General features: G+C 40.5%; 16 protein-coding genes. 8 read left to right on the top strand and 8 right to left on the bottom strand.

All coding sequences use genetic code 11. From position 1 onward, the window contains the following. Nucleotides 1-73: 73 nt before the first annotated feature. The 5 genes from CDC33_RS16045 to CDC33_RS16025 all read right to left on the bottom strand — a co-directional run bounded on the left by CDC33_RS16045 (nucleotide 74) and on the right by CDC33_RS16025 (nucleotide 6051). The gene (locus tag CDC33_RS16045; protein WP_109009303.1) at nucleotides 74-1084 is read right to left on the bottom strand and encodes a DUF389 domain-containing protein; all 1011 of its coding nucleotides are present in this window, start codon (nucleotides 1082-1084) and stop codon (nucleotides 74-76) included. Nucleotides 1085-1332: 248 nt separating this feature from the next. Next, entirely contained in the window at nucleotides 1333-2667 is a 1335-nt protein-coding gene (rppB, locus tag CDC33_RS16040) for a two-component system sensor histidine kinase RppB (protein WP_109009302.1), read from the bottom strand. Between the two features lie 42 nt (nucleotides 2668-2709). Further along, nucleotides 2710-3444 carry a two-component system response regulator RppA gene (gene rppA / locus CDC33_RS16035; protein WP_109009301.1) on the bottom strand — a complete coding sequence of 245 codons (735 nt, stop codon included), beginning with the start codon at nucleotides 3442-3444 and terminating at the stop codon, nucleotides 2710-2712. 538 nt (nucleotides 3445-3982) lie between these two features. Further along, nucleotides 3983-4363: a hypothetical protein gene (locus tag CDC33_RS16030; protein ID WP_109009300.1), complete on the bottom strand. Its 381-nt coding sequence runs from the start codon at nucleotides 4361-4363 to the stop codon at nucleotides 3983-3985. 113 nt (nucleotides 4364-4476) lie between these two features. Next, nucleotides 4477-6051, bottom strand: a complete 1575-nt coding sequence (locus CDC33_RS16025; protein WP_109009299.1) for a GMC oxidoreductase — start codon at nucleotides 6049-6051, stop codon at nucleotides 4477-4479. Between the two features lie 603 nt (nucleotides 6052-6654). Between CDC33_RS16025 and CDC33_RS16020 the strand changes: the two genes are divergently transcribed. Then, on the top strand, nucleotides 6655-7560 hold the full coding sequence (locus tag CDC33_RS16020; RefSeq protein ID WP_109009298.1) for an SMP-30/gluconolactonase/LRE family protein: 906 nt from the start codon (nucleotides 6655-6657) through the stop codon (nucleotides 7558-7560). Then, nucleotides 7557-8123 (top strand): DoxX family protein, encoded by a 567-nt coding sequence (locus CDC33_RS16015; RefSeq protein WP_109009297.1) that lies wholly within the window; start codon nucleotides 7557-7559, stop codon nucleotides 8121-8123. The genes CDC33_RS16020 and CDC33_RS16015 overlap by 4 nt, the downstream gene beginning before the upstream one ends. Nucleotides 8124-8283: 160 nt before the next feature. On the opposite strand, the gene CDC33_RS16010 is transcribed toward CDC33_RS16015, so the two are convergent. Genes CDC33_RS16010 through CDC33_RS16000 form a run of 3 tightly spaced genes read right to left on the bottom strand, consistent with a single transcriptional unit; the run spans nucleotide 8284 to nucleotide 9995 of the window. Beyond that, complete coding sequence (locus CDC33_RS16010; RefSeq protein ID WP_109009296.1) at nucleotides 8284-8667, bottom strand: type II toxin-antitoxin system VapC family toxin; 384 nt, start codon at nucleotides 8665-8667, stop codon at nucleotides 8284-8286. Further along, nucleotides 8667-8972: a type II toxin-antitoxin system Phd/YefM family antitoxin gene (locus CDC33_RS16005; RefSeq protein WP_109009295.1), complete on the bottom strand. Its 306-nt coding sequence runs from the start codon at nucleotides 8970-8972 to the stop codon at nucleotides 8667-8669. The genes CDC33_RS16010 and CDC33_RS16005 overlap by 1 nt, the downstream gene beginning before the upstream one ends. Nucleotides 8973-9011: 39 nt before the next feature. After that, the gene (locus tag CDC33_RS16000) at nucleotides 9012-9995 is read right to left on the bottom strand and encodes a VOC family protein (RefSeq protein WP_109009294.1); all 984 of its coding nucleotides are present in this window, start codon (nucleotides 9993-9995) and stop codon (nucleotides 9012-9014) included. Nucleotides 9996-10409: 414 nt separating this feature from the next. On the opposite strand from CDC33_RS16000, the gene CDC33_RS15995 reads away from it, so the two are divergent. From CDC33_RS15995 to CDC33_RS15970, 6 genes are all read left to right on the top strand, one after another. Continuing rightward, nucleotides 10410-11222, top strand: coding sequence for an SDR family oxidoreductase (locus CDC33_RS15995; protein WP_109009293.1), 813 nt, complete (start codon nucleotides 10410-10412; stop codon nucleotides 11220-11222). Between the two features lie 190 nt (nucleotides 11223-11412). Further along, nucleotides 11413-13536, top strand: coding sequence for an amylo-alpha-1,6-glucosidase (locus CDC33_RS15990; RefSeq protein WP_109009292.1), 2124 nt, complete (start codon nucleotides 11413-11415; stop codon nucleotides 13534-13536). A 35-nt stretch (nucleotides 13537-13571) separates the two neighbouring features. Beyond that, the gene (locus CDC33_RS15985; protein ID WP_109009291.1) at nucleotides 13572-14816 is read left to right on the top strand and encodes a permease; all 1245 of its coding nucleotides are present in this window, start codon (nucleotides 13572-13574) and stop codon (nucleotides 14814-14816) included. Between the two features lie 18 nt (nucleotides 14817-14834). After that, nucleotides 14835-15773 (top strand): cation diffusion facilitator family transporter, encoded by a 939-nt coding sequence (locus CDC33_RS15980; RefSeq protein WP_109009290.1) that lies wholly within the window; start codon nucleotides 14835-14837, stop codon nucleotides 15771-15773. A gap of 45 nt (nucleotides 15774-15818) precedes the next feature. Further along, nucleotides 15819-18215, top strand: a complete 2397-nt coding sequence (locus CDC33_RS15975) for a glycoside hydrolase family 15 protein (RefSeq protein WP_109009289.1) — start codon at nucleotides 15819-15821, stop codon at nucleotides 18213-18215. A gap of 55 nt (nucleotides 18216-18270) precedes the next feature. Further along, entirely contained in the window at nucleotides 18271-18726 is a 456-nt protein-coding gene (locus tag CDC33_RS15970; RefSeq protein ID WP_109009288.1) for a cupin domain-containing protein, read from the top strand. Nucleotides 18727-18962 lie beyond the last annotated feature (236 nt).

Raw genomic sequence — 18962 nt, 5'->3', positions numbered from 1 at the left:
TGTACAGAGGTAACAGTGTTACGTCTGTAGAATAGTTCAGAATAACGCATATTTAATTCGGTCAATATCTATTTTATTTGTGAGGATAATCTGATTTTTCTCCTCTGACTTCTTGCACCTGACTAACTTCAAAAATCAAGGAAAAACGTTGCCCAATTTCTTTTTCAAGAAACGCTTCTAAAAGACTTACTTGCTTTGATGTTACAGGTTCTTGTGCGCTAACGCTCAAGCGAACTTGAGGCGGATTACTCAGCCAATTAGTATCAGTTTTCAGTAGTTCTAAACGCTGAAAAGTTACAGTTCGGTTCAGCAGTGCCTTTCTCAAATGGGTTTCGAGTTCTGCTTGTCTAACTAATCGGGTAAAGCTGACAGTTAAAGGTATCAGTAAAGCACCTGTTAACGCCAATGCCGATAGCAGCGCTTTTTGGGCGCGACCGACAGGAGAATAGCCGGTGAATAAAAATGTCAGCATACAAGCAAGGCTAATACCCAAAAGGTTCGTTAGGTAGAGCAAAGTCGCTCCTAAACTGAGTGACAAGTTAAATTTTGCTAGACCTAAACCGATAACGCAAATTGGGGGCATAAGGGCAACAGCGATTGCTGTCCCTGCTACACTAGCAGAGATTTTTGAATTTACCTTAGCGTAGCCACTGATACAACCTGCTGCGACTGCAATACCCAAATCAAGCAGGTTAGGTTTGGAGCGAGATAGCACTTCACTGCCGAAACTAGGTAGATTAACGATCCAACCGATACTGCAAGAAATTACAAGTGCTAATAATGTGCCTAAGAATACTGCTATTACGCCTTTACGAAATAGGTTAATATTTCCAATTAATGCACCAAAAGCTAAACCTCGAATTGGCAACATTAGAGGTGCGATAATCATTGCGCCGATAATTACAGCAGTGCTATTGGCAAGTAGACCAAATGTAGCGATCGCACATGAGCCAATAATCAAAATCAAATATGTTGCGTCGAGACTAGACTCTTCTAACAACTCATGTACCAACTGTTTTAGTTGTGATGGTTCAACCCTTTTGTGCTTAAAACCCCTAAAGCGATCGCGAATATTATTTATCAAAACTCCTCCAAATCAAATGATTTTAGATTCTGGATTTTAAACAAAAGCTTTAAGTAAGTCGGTGTAATTAAAGCTAAATGGCGGTGATTGTCATTAGTCATTAGTCATTAGTCATTAGTCATTGGTAAGGGTTTTAAGCATATTTATATTTCGTAATATAATTTGGTTTATTCCCACCAACTTACTTAACATAGAATATCGTTATCAAGATAAATAATGCACTAGATAGTAACATTTATTTCCAGAACTCACAATGAAAGTGGAAGTCGAACTGTAAATGTACTACCTAGCCCAGGTTGACTTTGAACGTGAATATTGCCTTTATGCGCTCTGGCGATCGCGATTGCGATGGCTAATCCCAAACCCGAACCGCCAGAGGTACGAGAGCGGTTGCGATCTACTCGGTAGAAGCGATCGAAAATTCGCTGTTGATGTTCAACAGCAATACCAATTCCTGTATCTTCAACTTTAATCATGGCGTAAAGCTCACTTTTTTCCAAAAAAACCGTGACTTTTCCACCGCTAGATGTAGCTTGAATTGCATTGGCAATTAAGTTGGAAATTAAGCGATAAAGCTGTTCTTCATTTCCCATCACATACAGTTTTTCTGAGACTTGCACCTGTTTAGAGAGATTTACTTTAGTTTCTACTGCCAAAAATGCTAATTCCTCAGTTAAATCGCTAATTAAATCATTTAAACAGCAAGACTGATATTCTCCTGTTAGTTCTTTTTGGTCTATTCTAGTTAATAGCAATAAATCTCCAACTAGTTGTGATAAGCGCCGATTTTGGCGTTTGAGTACATCTAAAATTCCACCATTGGATTTTGGTTCTTGCTGTAACTTGATAGCAGCTTCAATAGTAGAATACATAGCTGCTAAAGGTGTGCGAAACTCATGGGCAGCATCAGCAGTAAATTGTTGCATTTGTTGATAGGAAAGATATACAGGTTGCATTGCCCTTCCTGCCAACCACCAACTAGACAAACCAACGAAAATCATGGAAATTGGTAATCCCAACATCAAAGCTAATTTTAAATAAGCCAGATGTTGGTCTAAATCGGTGATACTACGCGCCACTTGTAGATAACCCGAAACCTGGTTTTGAGTATACAAAGGTAAAGTGATTTCGCGGTATCGAGTGCCAGAGGAATCTGTTAAGATTTGCCAATGCTGTAATTCTGAGGTAATCGGTAACTTGTCAAATTCCATGCCTCCACTAGCAAAAAGTTTTCCTGAGCTATCCAATAAGCGTATATAGTAATTAACTGGATTCGCCGCTTCTGCGATTGATTTTTTAATGGCTGTTGTTTTAGGCAAGCAATTTGTCTGAGCCACACATAATTCTAAAGAAAATTCTTTCGCAAGGCGTTGTAATTGTCCGGGTTGTTGCCAAGCCGGTTCAATACTTTTATGGAGTGCGTTTGCGACTGATTGCAATCCCTGGTCTATGGTTTCATAGTAGGCATGGGCAACCACACTATAAACTCCCAAACTAGATAGCCCTAAAATACCGCCCATGACGAGGGTATACCAAGCTGCCAGCCGCAACCGAGTCTGGTGGAAAATGGGATTGCGTTGCATATTTTTATAACCTTGATGAAAGTGTCGCTGTCTTAGCAGAAATCATCTGCTTATTTCCGCAGCTGGAATATTGAGACGATAGCCCACACCATAAACAGTTTCAATCAAAGATTCGTTCTCTTCTTCTCCTAATTTACGTCTCAATAAGCGAATTTGTGCTGCTACGACATTACTAACTGGCTCTGCACCAATTTCCCAAAGCTGATTAATAATTTGGTCGCGGCTGACAATTTGGTTAGGATGTCTCATGAAATATTCCAACAATTGAAATTCCTTGACAGTTAAAGAGAATACTTGATTTTCTCCGTGACCATACTGACGAGTAAGTTGATGAGTGCTGTAATTGAGAGTTAGGCAACCTACTTGTAAGCGTCGGGGTTGGACTTGAGGTGTTAGCGTTGCTCCCACGTAAGAGGATCGCCGTTGTAATGCCCGCAATCTTGCCAGCAGTTCTGCCATATCAAAGGGTTTAACCAAATAATCATCTGCACCGCTATCTAGACCAATAATCTTTTCCTCCATTCGGTCTTTAGCCGTTAGCATTAATACAGGCAGAGTTAATTGGCGATCGCGCAACCATTTACACAACTCTATCCCCGATACTCCAGGCAGCATCCAATCAAAAATCGCAAGTGTGTACTCAGTCCAGCCAGTTTCTAAATATTGCCATGCCTGAGTACCATCTAGAAACCAGTCAACTATATACGCCTCATGGCTCAGGACTTGTTTGATTGCTGCACCTAAATCTGCTTCATCCTCAACTAATATCAGCCGCATAGTCAACCCAGTGCTAAAAACCTTCTTTAATTACGCTTTCACGAAAAAGTGAAATAATTATGAAATTCTTATTCTACTTAAGAAATAAATATTGATGCCTGCATAGTTTTTGATTTATTCAAAAATAAAGTTTTTCTGCTTGTTAAGTTATCAATATTTATTATCTCAATAATAGGAAGCAAACTTTATATAGCAATCATAAATGAGTTTTGAAAAATATTTTTTGAATCGAACCACGGAAATATAGAGGACAAAGAGAGGTAATAAATAGGGATTTTTACGAATGATTTAGGACTGGTAGAGCTATTTTATAAATGATGTGACAACTATGTTATTGATAGTTGTCACAAAAACATTTTCTTCGTAAGAATATGACTCAATTGTGACTGTGGGTTGCCTTTACTAAAATGATTATCGAAGAGAATTCAGGAGTCAGAATGCTAGAAAATTTAGTTGAATTTTTCTCAATTAGTAGATGAATTATGCGCTTATTGCTTGTAAATTCTGACTTCTGTCTCCTGAGTGCTGAATTCTTACGTCATGTAGCTTGCATTTTTTCACCTTGAGGTTTTGATAGTGCTTGTAGTTCTTCCCAACTATAGTGACTAGGTAATTCAATTGGTTTGTGATTTGCTCCTAACCCCAATCCAACTGTCGGTTCGAGTTCTTCAGTAAATTCCTCTACATATTCTGCCAACTTATTGGCTGCAAGCCCACCAGTAATTGCCCCTGCAAGCCCACCAATTGCAGCACCCATCTTACCACCAATTGAGCGACCCAGTGCGGCTCCTGCAAAGCCACCTCCCACAGCACCTAGACCTGTCGCTAAGGGATCAGAATCTATATGTTCTGACTCGTCCTGTTGAGATTGAATCTGTGGTTGCTCAATTGGTGTAATTTGTCGTTCATCCTTCGTCATAATGTTTCTCCTTTTTGCTATTTACTCTTGACCAATAACCTGTTCATTTCAATCGTTAAGCTATGCGTTAGTGTACCCTTCCCTACGGGATGCCAAGGGCGAACGGGATTTTGCTACGCGGAGCGTGCTGCAAGCAGATCGCCAACACGCAATGCATTCGCCATAATTGTAAGTGTTGGGTTAGCACCAGAATTTGACGGAAAGAAACTACTATCTACAACATAAAGATTATCGACATCATGAGTACGGCAATTGATGTCAAGGACTGAGGTTTTGGGATCTGTGCCAAATCGACAACTACCACATTGATGAGCAACTGCTTGTTCAGGTAGGTGAGTGCGGGGATAAAGGCTAAATGGCAGGACGTGTTTAGCAGAGTGAGGGATTGACTTGAGTACAGATGTCCATCGGTGAATTAAGCGATCGCTTGCTTCGGTATTGTTCAGTGTATAGTCAACATGAATCTTGTCGCCCACCATCCGAATCCGATTATTTGGGTTTGGTAAATCCTCTGTCTGTAACCACCAGCCAACCGAACGCTCGGCCAGCAAATGGCGCTCAAAATGAGGAATCAGTTTGACAAATGGAGCCATCAGTGGTGGTGCTTCTCCGGGAATCATATCAGCTAGGACATTACCTGTATTCTGCACCATGCCCATTGGATAAGGAAAATCTGGCTCTCCCCAGTAAAAATCGTTGACAGCGATCGTTTTTTGAAAGTTGGCGTGATTCACTTCTAGGTGTATGGAAACTATGGCCGTTTCCAGTTGCTTCATGAAATTCCGCCCCACCTGATCGGAACTATTTGCTAATCCGTTGGGATGTTTGTCATTAGCAGAGCGTAACAGCAAAGCAGCTGAGTTGACAGAACCACAGGCAACAACCACAATATCGCTTGTGAACCAATGTTGCTCTCCTGCAATTTCAGTTTCTACCTTTGTCACTTCTCGCCCCGACTCACTGGTATGCAGCCGCAAGACTTTGGCATTAGTTAAAAGAGTAACATTGGCATACTTTTCACGAGCCGGACGAATGGCGTTGACATCAGCATCGGCTTTTGCTTGTACTAAACAGGGGTATCCGTCAAAAGTATCGCAGCGAATACAGGGACTATTGGTGCGATCGCTTTCATTCAGCTTTAATCCTAATGGCAGGTGAAATGGATAATAACCCAGTTCCCGAATGCCATCAGCGAGAGACTGCATATCTGGCTCATGGCTGACTGGCGGATAGAGATATGGTTCGCTGCGAGGTGGTTCTGTGGGGTCTTCTCCTTCCTGTCCATGCACGTCATATAGCTTTTCTGCTTGGGTGTAGTATGGCTCAAAGTCTTGATACTTCAAAGGCCATTCTGGAGAAATTCCTCCTTTATGAATTACCCTTTCAAAATCTCGCTCCCGGAATCGAATTAGGGCTGCACCGTAGAGTTTGGTATTGCCACCAACCCAGTAACCTGTCTGAGGTTGAAAGGCTTTACCTTCCTTGTTATACCATTGCTCATCAGTATGGTAACGATGTTTTTGATAGACTTCCTCTGGGTTCCAGTTAGCTTTCTCTCTCGGTAAAAAGTCGCCTCTTTCCAGTACTAGAATTTTTTTACCTGTGGGTGCAAGGCGGTGGGCTAATGTACCTCCACCCGCTCCTGTACCTATAATAATGATGTCGTAATGTTCTGTGATGCTAGTCATAATTGATAATTCGTAATCTCATATTAATTACGGCTTAATTTCTTTGAGGCGGCAAAGTAATTTGGCAATAGTTAAGTTAATTTATAAGTTTTCTCAAAATTTAAATAGCTCTAAAGACAGATTCTTATGCTTAGACTAAAGCTTTAATTACAATATTGCTTCTCTCCAATGGATTAATATTTATTTATGCCTAAAGACAGGTTAGTATTTCATTTTAATTTCATTTTTTATTTCTATTGTGTAAATTAGCCATGTAATTTCTTTACAAAAATAGTAAATAAATTTTGCTTGGCATTTTTGATGGAGCTATTAATTCGATTGTGTTAAAAAATGTTTAATTTTGAACACAAATAATTTTGTTTTGAATAGAAATAGTCTTTTGTTGCAATCTATATCTATGGTTCCATGTTAATGGAAATCAATAGAGTAAGAATTAGCTTTATAATAATCAACTTCAATATTGTATTTAGTAACTGATTAAAATAGCTAGAAACTTTACACTCAGTTTGTTGCACAATATTAAATATACATCTACAGTATTTTAGTATTAATTTAGACCTGCTATTTATCGTCAGTAGCCAAGTTAAATAACAGGAGATTTCTATGCCTGAAGCCATTGAGATTTATGACGATCGCCTGCGTGCTATTGTACGCCCAGGAGCCTCACTTCAAAAGCTTGCTAAGGGTGCAGTCCATAGCGAGGGGCCTGTTTACTTCCATGAAGATGACAGTGTTGTGTGGAGCGATGCTCACGGCAACCGCCTGTTACGGTGGAGTCCAACTGACAACGTGACTGTCCTACGAGATCCATCTGATTACCAAAGCGGTAATTACCGTGACTTAGAGGGTCGTCTGGTTGCCTGTTCCTCTGGTCTGCGTGCTATTATCCGACGCGAACATGATGGTGAATGGAAGGTTTTAGTCGATCGCTACGACAACAAACGCCTGAACAGTCCAAATGATTTGGTAGTCAAAAGCGACGGCACGATTTGGTTCACCGATCCGCCTTATGGGATTACCGAGCCAAACCAAGGTTACGGAGGGGAACAGGAACAACCCGGAAGTTACGTCTATCGCTTTGATCCAGCAACAGGTGAGATTTATCCTTTAGTAACAGATATGGTACGCCCTAATGGGTTGGCTTTCAGTCCAGACGAAAGTATGCTGTATGTTTCAGATACAGCTGCGTTTAATATTCCTGGGGGGCCTCACCATATTCGTGTCTATGAAGTTGTGGGCAATCGCTATGTAAAGAATGGGCGTGTATTTGCAGTCATTGAGCCAGGACAACCGGATGGACTGCGGGTTGACAAACATGGCAATGTTTTTACTAGTTCTCAAGACAGTGTGCAGATATACGCCCCCGACGGAACTCGCTTAGGAAAAATTTTTGTACCGGAGACATCAGCTAACCTGACTTTCGGTGGTAAAGAAAGCGATCGCTTATTTATCACAGCCGGTCATTCGTTATATGTTATCGACCTTAATACCCGTGGTGTACAACTATGATTTATCAATTTGGGTTGGGTGTAGCGTTAAGCGGAGCTATTCCGAAGGAACTCGCTTTTTTCGTAGCTGAATTTAATTTCCCACAGCTAAGTCCACACTTGTTAAGTTCACTTTCTCCTGTGTATCCTGACGGATTTCCCGGATTAGCACTTTTACTTCTCAGAGTTAGCCTTGGCTGGTTGTTTATACTACACGGCTATCCCAAGATAACGCATCTTCGACGGTGGGCTGAGTCTCTAAAAACGCCTGTCTTTCTTTGCTTTTTATCAGCTGCATCGATGTTAGGTGGCGGAATTTTTCTGATTATTGGATTCCTCACACTCTTAGCAACTTTGCCCATTCTCTGCTCAATGATTTTTGCGATATATTTGCACATTTCTGGAAGTAAGCCTTTTGTAGCTCAAGATCCATACTTAATTCCTCAAGAACAGTATCAAGGTGCTTTAGGACAAGGTGAACCGCCAAGTTGGGAAAAGGCTTTTATGTATTGTGTGATGCTGATTGCGATCGCAGTTTTAGGCCCTGGTGCTTATTCGCTTGATGCTTTGATTTTTGGAAGGTGAATCATCATATAGGATTACTATTTGATTTTTGAACGAAATTAAGTATTGTAGAGTGTGTTAGAACGGAGTTCGTAACGCACTATGAACACGAGTTTGATGCGTTACGCTGTCGCTAACACATCCTACGTATATTTTCAGAAATCAAACCGGATTCCTATATTTATGATTCAGTTATTAACAACGCCACATCATAAAATTTAAACTTCTGATCTACAGTAATTATCGTTAGACCTTCTACCAAAGCCTGAGCAATTAACATCCGATCAAAAGGATCTTTATGATACATTGGCAAATCAGCAACCTTTATTCCATGTGCCAACGTAATCGCTAAAACCTCTAACCGACTAAAGCGCAAAGCCTCTTCTAAATTACTAGGAGCTATTAACTTTCCTAAAGACTGTTTAATCGAAATTTCCCAAGCACTAATAGCACTGACAAAAATTAAATTTTCAGGATTAGTAATTACCTTTCGTACCTGATTTGACAACTTAGAATCATTTTCTAAAAACCAGAGCAGGATATGAGTATCTAGCAGAAAACTCATTAATCTTCCCCATAAAAAGCAGCAATCACCTCTTGGGAAGTTTCATCAAAATCATCAGATATCTTAACCTGCCCTTGCCAAAAACCTGCAACTCTGGGTTCTAAGATATCTTCACTACTCATCACCATTGAGCCATTATTTAAATTTGCTTTTTCATCTGTAGACTCTGCTTGAGACAGAGGTAAAACCTTTGCCCAAGGAACCCCTTGACGAGTTAGCGTAATTTCAACATTATTTTGGATATCTGATAATAACTCAAGTAAATTATCAGATAAGTAAGCAATATCGAAAGTTTTTTCTGACATTTTTATTTATGTCCTACTCACTACAAGCATTATAGCCAATCAAGATTCCCCAATTAGCAATATTGCGTGTCCATCAGGATCTTTAACTAAACAACCTTGCCGATAAGGAAAAGAGCGATCGCTAAACTGCACAATCCGCGACGATACAAACTCAACCCCGTTACGCCGTAGCTTATCCACTAACTGCTCAAGATTATTTACAACTAGCTCAATTTGGATATGTGCAATATCGCAGCTTTTCCAGTCACTCGGCATTGGGCGGCCTTTTCCAGGCACAATATAGTCTAACAGTTCAATTCCCACACCATCTTGAACAGGTCGCAGTCCTGTAATTTTGACTTCGGCTCCTGGTAAATTATCCAAGCGAGATTGGGTTGCACGCCAGTTGAGACTGCGGCTATCAATTTGCATTCCCAGGAGGTTGCAGTAAAAGTGTAGACTCTGCTCGGTATTGAAAATAGCGATCGCACTATGATCAATTCCCAAAAACAAGCGATGACTATTTTGATGCCATTTATCTTTTCCTTTATCAGGCGGAAACCAAATTAACTCTAAATCATGACCATCAGGGTCTTTAAACTTAAAAGCGCGGACACCACCCGATGCTTCATTTTCAGGTGGTATTGTCTGGGGAGCAACTGAAATTAGTTCAATGGAAAATGTACGCAAGTGAGCATAAGCACGATCTATATCACTCACTACAATTGCCAGATGTTGAAACCACAGGTCATTACTTTGTGAATAGCTGGGGATGGATTTACCCTGAATATTAAGATACTCCATCAACTCGATAAGTTCATCACCTAATCGTAAAGTGATAATGCGAATTTTTGCCCCAGTCACACCTTCTAAGTCGCTATAATCCTGTCCTTCAACAGTAATGTCAGAAACGAGTTCAAAAGCAAGTGCTTGTGTATAGAATTCCAAAGAGCGATGTCTACGACGGGCTGCGCCTACGCAGTTTGTCACCGTTAAGCCAATAGCTCTAATTCTTTGTACTTGTACATCGGTTTGACTAGACATATTCAACAGACCTTGTACTAGCTTCGCAAAAATTCAATATGAGTCTTGTATAAATCAATCAATATAAAAAATATTATAAAATTTATCTCTAGCTTAAGAAAGACATGCAACTGACTTCATCCTTTAAAGATTTCATCCAATAATGAAATCGTGATGAAATTTTTATAGTTCTTTCGGTAGAGATATTTATTATTCCAATGGCTAGAAGCGTTCATTCTTGCAAACCTCTAAAGTAATGCCAGAATCATCAAAATAGCTGTCAAAAATTAAACACATAAGCAAAATGTGTAATTGGTATAAAAAGTTCAACGTAGGACAGCTTGTTTCAATTTGGATTCAATCATAAGTTTTCAATATCAGCTATCCTCAAACTTTGCAAATGAAAATACATAACAAAAATTCTGAAAAAGTATTATGAGTTATTCCCCTTATCTGCTTAAAGGTCAAAAAGCACTTGTGACAGGTGGTAGTTCTGGAATTGGTGAAGCGATCGCTCGCTATTTGGCTGCATCAGGTGCAGCAGTCGTTATCAATTACCATTCTGAAGCTGAAGAAGCTCAAAAGATTGTTGATGATATCAAAGCTGCTAATGGAGAAGCATTCGCTATTCAAGCCGATGTCAGCAAAGAAGACCAAGTAAAAGCGATGTTTAGCAAAACGCTTCAAGAATTTGGCACTATTGATATTTTGATAAACAATGCAGGTCTTCAAAAAGATTCAGCATTTGTAGATATGACCCTTGACCAATGGAATAAAGTTATTGATGTAAACTTGACAGGGCAATTTTTATGTGCTAAAGAAGCTGCAAAAGAGTTTTTGCGTCGAGGTGTGAAGCCTGATATTTCATGTGCCGCAGGTAAGATTATTTGTATCAGTTCAGTACATCAGGTAATTCCTTGGGCTGGTCATGTTAATTATGCTACGAGTAAAGGCGGTATTAATATGATGATGCAAAGTATTGCCCAAGAACTTGCTCCTCACAAAATTCGCGTCAATAGTATTGCTCCTGGTGCAATTAAAACTCCAATCAATAAATCAGCTTGGGATACTCCACAAGCAGAGGCGAAGTTACTACAATTGATTCCAGCGAAACGTGTGGGTGATGTAGAAGATATCGGCAAAGCAGCAGTTTGGTTGGCTTCTGATGACTCTGATTATGTCAACGGTACAACACTGTTTGTAGATGGTGGTATGACTTTGTATCCGGGTTTTACAGAGAATGGTTAATACCAATTCGCAATTCGCAATTCGCAATTGGCAATTGGCAATGGGCTAACGCCCCGCTACGCTCTAAGCGCAGCTATGCCGCAGGCTTTACGCAATTAAGAAACTTAGATGCAGTAAGACTTTCGTGATTTATATCTGTTGCTTCCTTTTGGAGAATTGGTATTAAAACCACAGAATTGGTTAATTTAAAATGCCTACAAAAGTTACTGTCAATTCGGGTTTGATAACTATTAACGATGGCTCTTCTTTTTTAGTAACGGCTAGTGATGGTTCTATCGACGAGAATTTACCTCAAGGTTTTTTTGTTTGGGACACACGGCTAATTTCTTACTACGAAATTTCTCTTAATCGCTATCGACTTTCGTTGCTAGCCTCTAGCAATATCACCCATCATAATGCACTTTACCAATTCACTAACCCACAACTTCCTACTATCAACGACTCTTTACCTCCTGGTAGTTTGCTTGTAACTGTTCGGCGCGATATTGTGGAAGGTATGCATGAAGATATTGATATAACTAACTATCACAATGAAGTTGTTGAGTTTCAATTAATGCTAGCTGTGCGTTCTGATTTTGCGGATATTTTTGATGTCAAATCACAGCAAATTTTGACGCGGGGTGAAACACAAACCAGATGGGAAAATGGTGTACTCACTACTGAATATCGTAACGGCTCTTTCTTGCGAGGTATTGTGATTGAGCCAGTTTGTACTAGTTCTGAGGCACGCTATGCCAATGGTCGTTTAATGTTTGATGTGGTCATTGCTCCTGGGAAAACATGGCACACTTGTGTCAATTTTACAGCCTTAGCAGATGGAAATATTTTCAAACCTCAAAATACCTGCGCTGTGCCTCACAGTACGAAAGCAGGAAAGGTTAGGGATGAATTTCTGACTAATGCGACAAAGTTGCGATCGTCTAATGCTGAAATTGCCGAATACTATCAGCAAGCGATCGCAGATATGGGAGCATTGCGGATTGAGGTGGATGATAATGGACATCAATTTTGGATGCCTGCTGCTGGTATACCCTGGTTTGTTGCCGTTTTTGGACGCGACTCAATAATTGCTAGCTTGCAAGCGATCGCAGTTTATCATGAATTTGCTCGTGGCACGTTACTGAAACTGGCTCAACTCCAAGCAACTGAGTTGGATGATTGGCACGATGCCCAACCGGGCAAAATGCTCCACGAAATGCGCCGCGATGAGTTAACTACATTAAACCTACTTCTATATCATCCCTACTACGGAACAGTAGATACTACCATCCTTTGGATTGTTACTTTAGCTGAAGCCTATAACTGGAATGCTGATGTCAGTATGCTTGATGAGTGTCGAGCGCCACTGGAAAAGGCACTAAATTGGATTGACAAATACGGCGATTTTGACGGCGATGGCTTTGTTGAGTATTTAACTCATTCGCCAAAAGGATTACGCAATCAAAGTTGGAAAGATTCGGGTGATGCAATAGTTTACCCAAATGGTGAGTTAGTTGAGCCGCCAATCGCTTTGTGTGAAGTTCAAGGCTACGTTTATGATGCGTGGCTGAGGGCAGCTGTAATTTATGAAGTTTGGGGCGAAAAAGAGCAAGCCAAAAAGCTACGTCAAAAAGCCGAAGAACTTTATCAACGATTTAATGAACAATTCTGGATGGATTCAGTTGGCTTTTACTGTTTAGGATTAGACGATAAAAAGCAGCAAATTCAATCAATTACCTCAAATCCTGGTCATCTACTATGGTCTGGTATTGTCCCACAGGAACGAGCCAAAAAACTTGTTAACCGACTTTTTCAGCCAGATATGTGGTGTGGTTGGGGTGTACGGACTCTTTCATCTCAAAATCAGGCATATAACCCAATTAGTTATCAACGAGGTAGTGTATGGCCTCACGACAACTCCATAATTGCCGCCGGATTAAAGCGATATGGCTATCACCAAGAAGCTAACCGCATTGCTGAGGGTATCTTTACTGCTGCTAGTTATTTTCAAGCTGGGCGAATGCCAGAATTGTTTGCGGGAATTGAACGCCAAGATGATAACTTTCCAGTCCCATACCCAGACGCTAATATACCCCAAGCTTGGGCTGCTGGTTCAATTTTTTTACTCATTCGTACTATTTTAGGACTTAAAGCTGATGCCTCAAAACAACAGTTAAAAGTACAACCGAATCTACCAGATTTCTTACCTGATTTAGAACTCACAAATTTGTCCGTGGGAGACGCTACGGTGGGATTACGCTTTTGGCGCGATGGCCAACAAACTCAATGGGAAGTTACCCATCTCGATGGTGAATTAGAAGTTTCTACTACTTAGAAATTGGGATAAAACTATTCTGATAATTGATAAAAATGAACACTATAAACCCTTTTAGCGACCCCATAAATGGAATTTTCCTAGCACTTAGTATGACATTTTCTATGTTCTGGGAAATTCTTTGGGCGCTCATTCTTGGTTTTACGCTATCAGGTATTGTTCAAGCGGTAATTTCCAAAGGGGAAATGAGCCGACTACTACCAGATGCGTCACCAAAATCGATCGCAGTAGCCTGTGGTTTAGGTGCAGCTTCATCGTCGTGTTCTTACGCTTCTGTCGCCCTTGCCCGCTCAATCTTTCGCAAAGGGGGTAACTTTACAGCCGCGATCGCATTTCAATTTGCCTCAACTAATTTAGTCATTGAACTAGGCATTATCTTGGCAGTATTAATGGGGTGGCAATTTACCCTGGCTGAGTTTATTGGCGGGCTATTGATGATTGCCATACTGGTATTTCTGTTTAAAGTATTCCTCAAACCTCAGATGGTGAAAGCAGCTAAAAAACAAGCCAACCGGGGACTTTCCGGTAAAATGGAAGGACACGCCAATATGGATATGTCAGTCACAGAAGGTTCTATTTGGCAAAGGATTTTTTCTGATAAAGGGTTTACATCCATTAGCCACTACTTTGTCATGGACTGGGTTTCGGTGTGGTTAGATATTGCCCTGGGACTAGTAATTGCAGGGGCTTTGGCTGCTTGGGTATCCAACGACTTTTGGCAAGCATTCTTTCTCACAGATCACCCTATATGGTCGAAGTTATGGGGGCCAATTGTCGGGCCAATTGTAGCGATATTTTCCTTTGTTTGTTCTGTGGGGAATGTTCCTCTAGCGGCTGTGCTGTGGAATGGAGGTATTAGTTTTGGAGGCGTAGTTGCATTTATTTTTGCCGACCTGATTATACTGCCAATTTTAAATATTTACCGCAAATATTACGGTTTGAAAATTAGTATATTTCTAGCGATCGCTTTTTACGCAGCGATGGTAAGTGCGGCATTAATCATTGAATTTCTGTTCCAAGTTTTGGGGTTAATACCACAAGAACACAGCGCCAAAGTAGTTGAGGTATCTATCCAATTTAACTACACTACAGTATTGAATATTTTGTTTTTGGCTTTAGCAGCTTTACTCGTTGCGCGGTTCTTCAAAACTGGCGGGCCGAATATGCTGAAAATGATGAATAGCGGCAGCGAACAAGAACATAGCGAACACCACCATAACATGATGCATTATGCTATGAGAAAGAGGAGAAATAAATCTGTAAGAAATTTACCTATTTAGAAGCTAATATTTACAATCATGGCAATTGATTCATCTAAAAAAACAATCTTTGCGGCGATGGGGTCGAATTTAGCGATCGCTATTACTAAATTTATCGCCGCTTCCATTACTGGCAGTTCCGCAATGATATCTGAGGGTATTCATTCAATTGTAGATACTAGCGACCAACTATTACTTTTGCTGGGAATTAGCAGAAGCCAAAAACCAGCAGATGATAGTCATCCTTTTGGTTATGGACAAGAACTTTACTTCTGGACTTTTATTGTTGCCATCCTCATCTTTGCCATTGGTGGCGGGATGTCAATTTATGAGGGAATTACTCATTTAATTAATCCTAGTCCTTTAGAAGACCCAATGTGGAATTATATTGTGTTAGGTGTGGCAATATTATTAGAGGGTTATTCTTGGACTGTAGCTTTGAAAGAGTTTTTGCCAACCAAAGGTAAACAAAATTTTTGGCAAGCTATCAAAAATAGTAAAGATCCTACAGTAATTACAATATTATTTGAGGATACTGCCGCAATTTTAGGTTTAATCGTTGCCTTAATCGGAATTTTCTTAGGACATTTATTTAATAATGTTTATTTTGACGGGATCGCCTCAATTATTATTGGCATTATCTTAGCTATAGTAGCAGTGGTACTAGCGAGAGAAAGTAAAGGTTTATTAGTTGGTGAGAGTGCAGATCCTCAAACTATAGCTAATATCCGTTCTTTGTCAAAAACAGAACCAGGAGTGAAAGAAGTTATCCGGGTGCTAACAATGCAACTTGCTCCTAAAGAAGTATTGCTCAACTTAGAACTTCAATTTTCTCACAATCTTACAGGTGAAGAAATAGCTTTAACTGTAGAAAGTTTAGAAGCAAACATTCGCCAAAAGCATCCTGAGATCAAACAAATTTTTATTGAAGCTAAATCCTTAACTGCATCTCGCAAATATTCTCAAACTTCTCAATAAAATTTTAATAAAAATCAACAACAGCGCTGATTTGCCCAACAAACTATGGTAAAAATTCTTAGTCAAGGACAGGCTTTTGGCTCACCAGGTATCGATCCTCGGTGGACTCATGCAAATAAAGATGGAGTCGGCACAGCTTACTCTACCTCTAGTAACATTTGGTTTACTATCTGGAATGGTGTTGTGACTGAAATCTACCATCCCACAGTAGACAAACCACAAGTTCGGGATTTGCAGTATTTAATTTCTGATGGAAAAAGCTTTTTTCACGAAGAGAAACGACATCTCGAATCAAAAGTTGAACCGATGTGGACTCATGGTTTAGGATATCGCATCACTAATTCCGATCCACAAGAGCGTTATGCTGTCATCAAAGAAGTAATTGCTGACCCGCATTTATCCTGTATTTTACAACGCACAAAATTAACAGGAGATAGCGATTTTATTTCCCAACTCCAGCTATACGCTTTGTGTGCGCCACATCTGAAAGTTGGAGGTAGAGGTAATAATGGTTACGCTGTACAAGTTGCTGGACATCGAATTCTCACAGCCGAGAAAGGAGGAAGATGGTTAGCGATGGGTGCAACAATTCCCTTTACCCGTCTTTCTTGTGGCTACGTTGGTGAAAGTGATGGTTGGACAGATTTAGCTGATAATTTTCAGATGGATTGGGAGTTTGATAGTGCTGTAGATGGCAACATAGCATTAACTGGAGAACTAAATTTAGACAGCACTAAAGAGTTTACTTTAGGGTTGGCATTTGGGACAAATCTGCATAATGCAATTTCTACACTATTTCAGTCGCTGAATATTCCTTTTGAACAGCAGAAGCAGCAATATAACGAACAGTGGAAGCGATCGCGCGACGACATCCACTCATTAGAAAATGTCTCTTATGATGATGGGAAGTTGTATCACAACAGCATTAGTCTGTTGTTGGCACATGAAGATAAAACCTATCCTGGCGCATTAATTGCATCTCTGGCTATCCCTTGGGGTGAAGCCAAAGACGACCAAGACCAAGGAGGCTATCACCTTGTCTGGACGCGGGATATGGTTAGCAGTGTAGCAGGTTTAGTAGCTGCTGGCGAAACAGATACAGCAGTGCGATCGCTAATTTATCTCGCCACTAGTCAGCAGGAAGATGGCGGTTTTCCCCAAAATTTCTGGGTTGATGGTAAACCTTATTGGACAGGTATCCAGCTTGATGAAGTGGCATTTCCCATTCTTTTAGCATGGCTATTACATCAGCAAAAAACTTGTTTAAACTTCGATATTTATCCGATGATTTTACGGGCGGCTGGTTATTTAATTCGTCATGGGCCAGCTACCCAACAAGAACGCTGGGAAGAAAATAGTGGTTATTCACCATCAACATTAGCATCTAATATTGCCGCCTTAATTTGTGCTGCTCAATTTGTTCGTGAACGTGACGATGAAGTAACAGCAACGTTTATCGAAGAATACGCTGATTTTTTAGAATCTCACATCGAAGATTGGACGGTTACTACTGAAGGAACTTTAGTTTCTGGCATCAAACGCCATTACATTCGGATTACTCCTACAGATATTAATAATCCTCAACCCAACGAAAATCCTAACCAAGGAACTCTTGTTATCAGAAATAAACCACCTGGCGAACCGTCAGAATTTCCCGCGAAGGAAATTGTTGATGGCGGGTTTTTGCAATTAGTACGCTATGGAATTCGCAAAGCTGACGATCCAATTATTGTTGATTCTGTCAAAGTAATTGATGCAGTTTTAAAAGTAGATACATCTGCTGGGCCTTGTTGGCATCGTTACAACCACGATGGCTACGGCCAGCAAGAAGACGGCAGTCCTTATACTGGTTTTGGTAAGGGACGCGCTTGGCCTCTCTTAACAGGAGAACGGGGACATTATGAATTAGCTATGGGCGGCGATGTCAAAACATATATTAAGGCGATGGAAGGATTTGCATCAGATACTTGTTTACTACCTGAACAGGTTTGGGATGAAGCAGATATATCTGAAAACCATCTGTATTTAGGAAAACCAACAGGTTCGGCAATGCCTTTAATGTGGGCACATTCGGAGTATATCAAACTGCTACGGTCAAATCATGATGGTCAGGTATTTGATTTGATTCCACAGGTGGCGAATCGATATCTAGGCGAAAGAAAGCAGTGTAAATCGTTGGAAATTTGGAAGTTTAACCGTCAAATAGACAAAGTTAAAAAAGGTTATACATTGCGAATTCATGCTTTAGCGTCTTTTCAATTGCACTGGTCAGATGATAATTGGCAAACTGTAAAAGATACACCTGCAACTTCTACAAAATTAGGGGTTAATTTTGTAGATATTGCTATTGATGATAATCAGCAACAGCCAATCAACTTTACCTTTTTCTGGATTGAAAGCAGCAAATGGGAAGGACGCAATTATACGATTAGAATTTCGTAATTCCTAATTTCTAGTTCGCCTTTCAATACATTTCGGATAAAAAAGAGCCATTATTATGCAGAATACATCACCCAAACCAACAATTGAATACTGGCACGTCTGGACTGACAACGACGGTATAAGTCACCAATCCCGTTGTCAAATTGAAGACTTTATGGAAAAAGGCATAGCCCCGGATACCTCACCGCAGTGGCTTTCTAATTTGAAGCAGTCCGGTGCTACAATCACTTTTACTGTGCTACCTGTGGGATGGGTTGGTAACTGGCATGAGAACCCGAAACCCCAGTGGATCATACCTTTATCGGGACGCTGGTTTGTGGAGACTATGGACGGACAGCGAGTCGAGATGGGTGTTGGCGAAATTTCCTTTGGAGAAGATCAGGGTACGAAAGCAGACGCGCAAGGTCATAAAGGTCACTTATCTGGAACAGTAGGCGATGTGCCAGCTGTTCTAATAATGGTGCAATTTGAGGAGACTCCGACTATAGACCAATCTTGTCGATTTAGATAAGTGAGTTAGTAGCCAATACAGTTCAGAATGGGCAACAAAATATTTGTAGAGACGGCGATTTATCGCGTCTCGAAAACCCAAAATTGTTGCCAGTAGCCCTTAACCCAAGCGTATTAAGTTAGTGGCGATCGCTAGCAGTGCGTTAGTATACTCCTTTGGTGAAGTAAACTATGCTCCCGCCTGTCGCGCCAGTATCAACCTGTTAAAATGCTAGTACAGTACAGCGTAAATAGCTA

Origin of the sequence: Nostoc commune NIES-4072, from assembly GCF_003113895.1 — a bacterium.
In the GTDB taxonomy this organism is placed as follows: Bacteria; Cyanobacteriota; Cyanobacteriia; order Cyanobacteriales; family Nostocaceae; genus Nostoc; species Nostoc commune.
This window is presented reverse-complemented; position numbering and strand designations above follow the sequence as displayed.

Coding starts and splice junctions, on each gene's coding strand:
- rppB (WP_109009302.1), bottom strand. CDS start 2,667: ATGCAACGCAATCCCATTTTCCACCAGACTCGGTTGCGGCTGGCAGCT.
- rppA (WP_109009301.1), bottom strand. CDS start 3,444: ATGCGGCTGATATTAGTTGAGGATGAAGCAGATTTAGGTGCAGCAATC.
- CDC33_RS16030 (WP_109009300.1), bottom strand. CDS start 4,363: ATGACGAAGGATGAACGACAAATTACACCAATTGAGCAACCACAGATT.
- CDC33_RS16025 (WP_109009299.1), bottom strand. CDS start 6,051: ATGACTAGCATCACAGAACATTACGACATCATTATTATAGGTACAGGA.
- CDC33_RS16020 (WP_109009298.1), top strand. CDS start 6,655: ATGCCTGAAGCCATTGAGATTTATGACGATCGCCTGCGTGCTATTGTA.
- CDC33_RS16015 (WP_109009297.1), top strand. CDS start 7,557: ATGATTTATCAATTTGGGTTGGGTGTAGCGTTAAGCGGAGCTATTCCG.
- CDC33_RS16010 (WP_109009296.1), bottom strand. CDS start 8,667: ATGAGTTTTCTGCTAGATACTCATATCCTGCTCTGGTTTTTAGAAAAT.
- CDC33_RS16005 (WP_109009295.1), bottom strand. CDS start 8,972: ATGTCAGAAAAAACTTTCGATATTGCTTACTTATCTGATAATTTACTT.
- CDC33_RS16000 (WP_109009294.1), bottom strand. CDS start 9,995: ATGTCTAGTCAAACCGATGTACAAGTACAAAGAATTAGAGCTATTGGC.
- CDC33_RS15995 (WP_109009293.1), top strand. CDS start 10,410: ATGAGTTATTCCCCTTATCTGCTTAAAGGTCAAAAAGCACTTGTGACA.
- CDC33_RS15990 (WP_109009292.1), top strand. CDS start 11,413: ATGCCTACAAAAGTTACTGTCAATTCGGGTTTGATAACTATTAACGAT.
- CDC33_RS15985 (WP_109009291.1), top strand. CDS start 13,572: ATGAACACTATAAACCCTTTTAGCGACCCCATAAATGGAATTTTCCTA.
- CDC33_RS15980 (WP_109009290.1), top strand. CDS start 14,835: ATGGCAATTGATTCATCTAAAAAAACAATCTTTGCGGCGATGGGGTCG.
- CDC33_RS15975 (WP_109009289.1), top strand. CDS start 15,819: ATGGTAAAAATTCTTAGTCAAGGACAGGCTTTTGGCTCACCAGGTATC.
- CDC33_RS15970 (WP_109009288.1), top strand. CDS start 18,271: ATGCAGAATACATCACCCAAACCAACAATTGAATACTGGCACGTCTGG.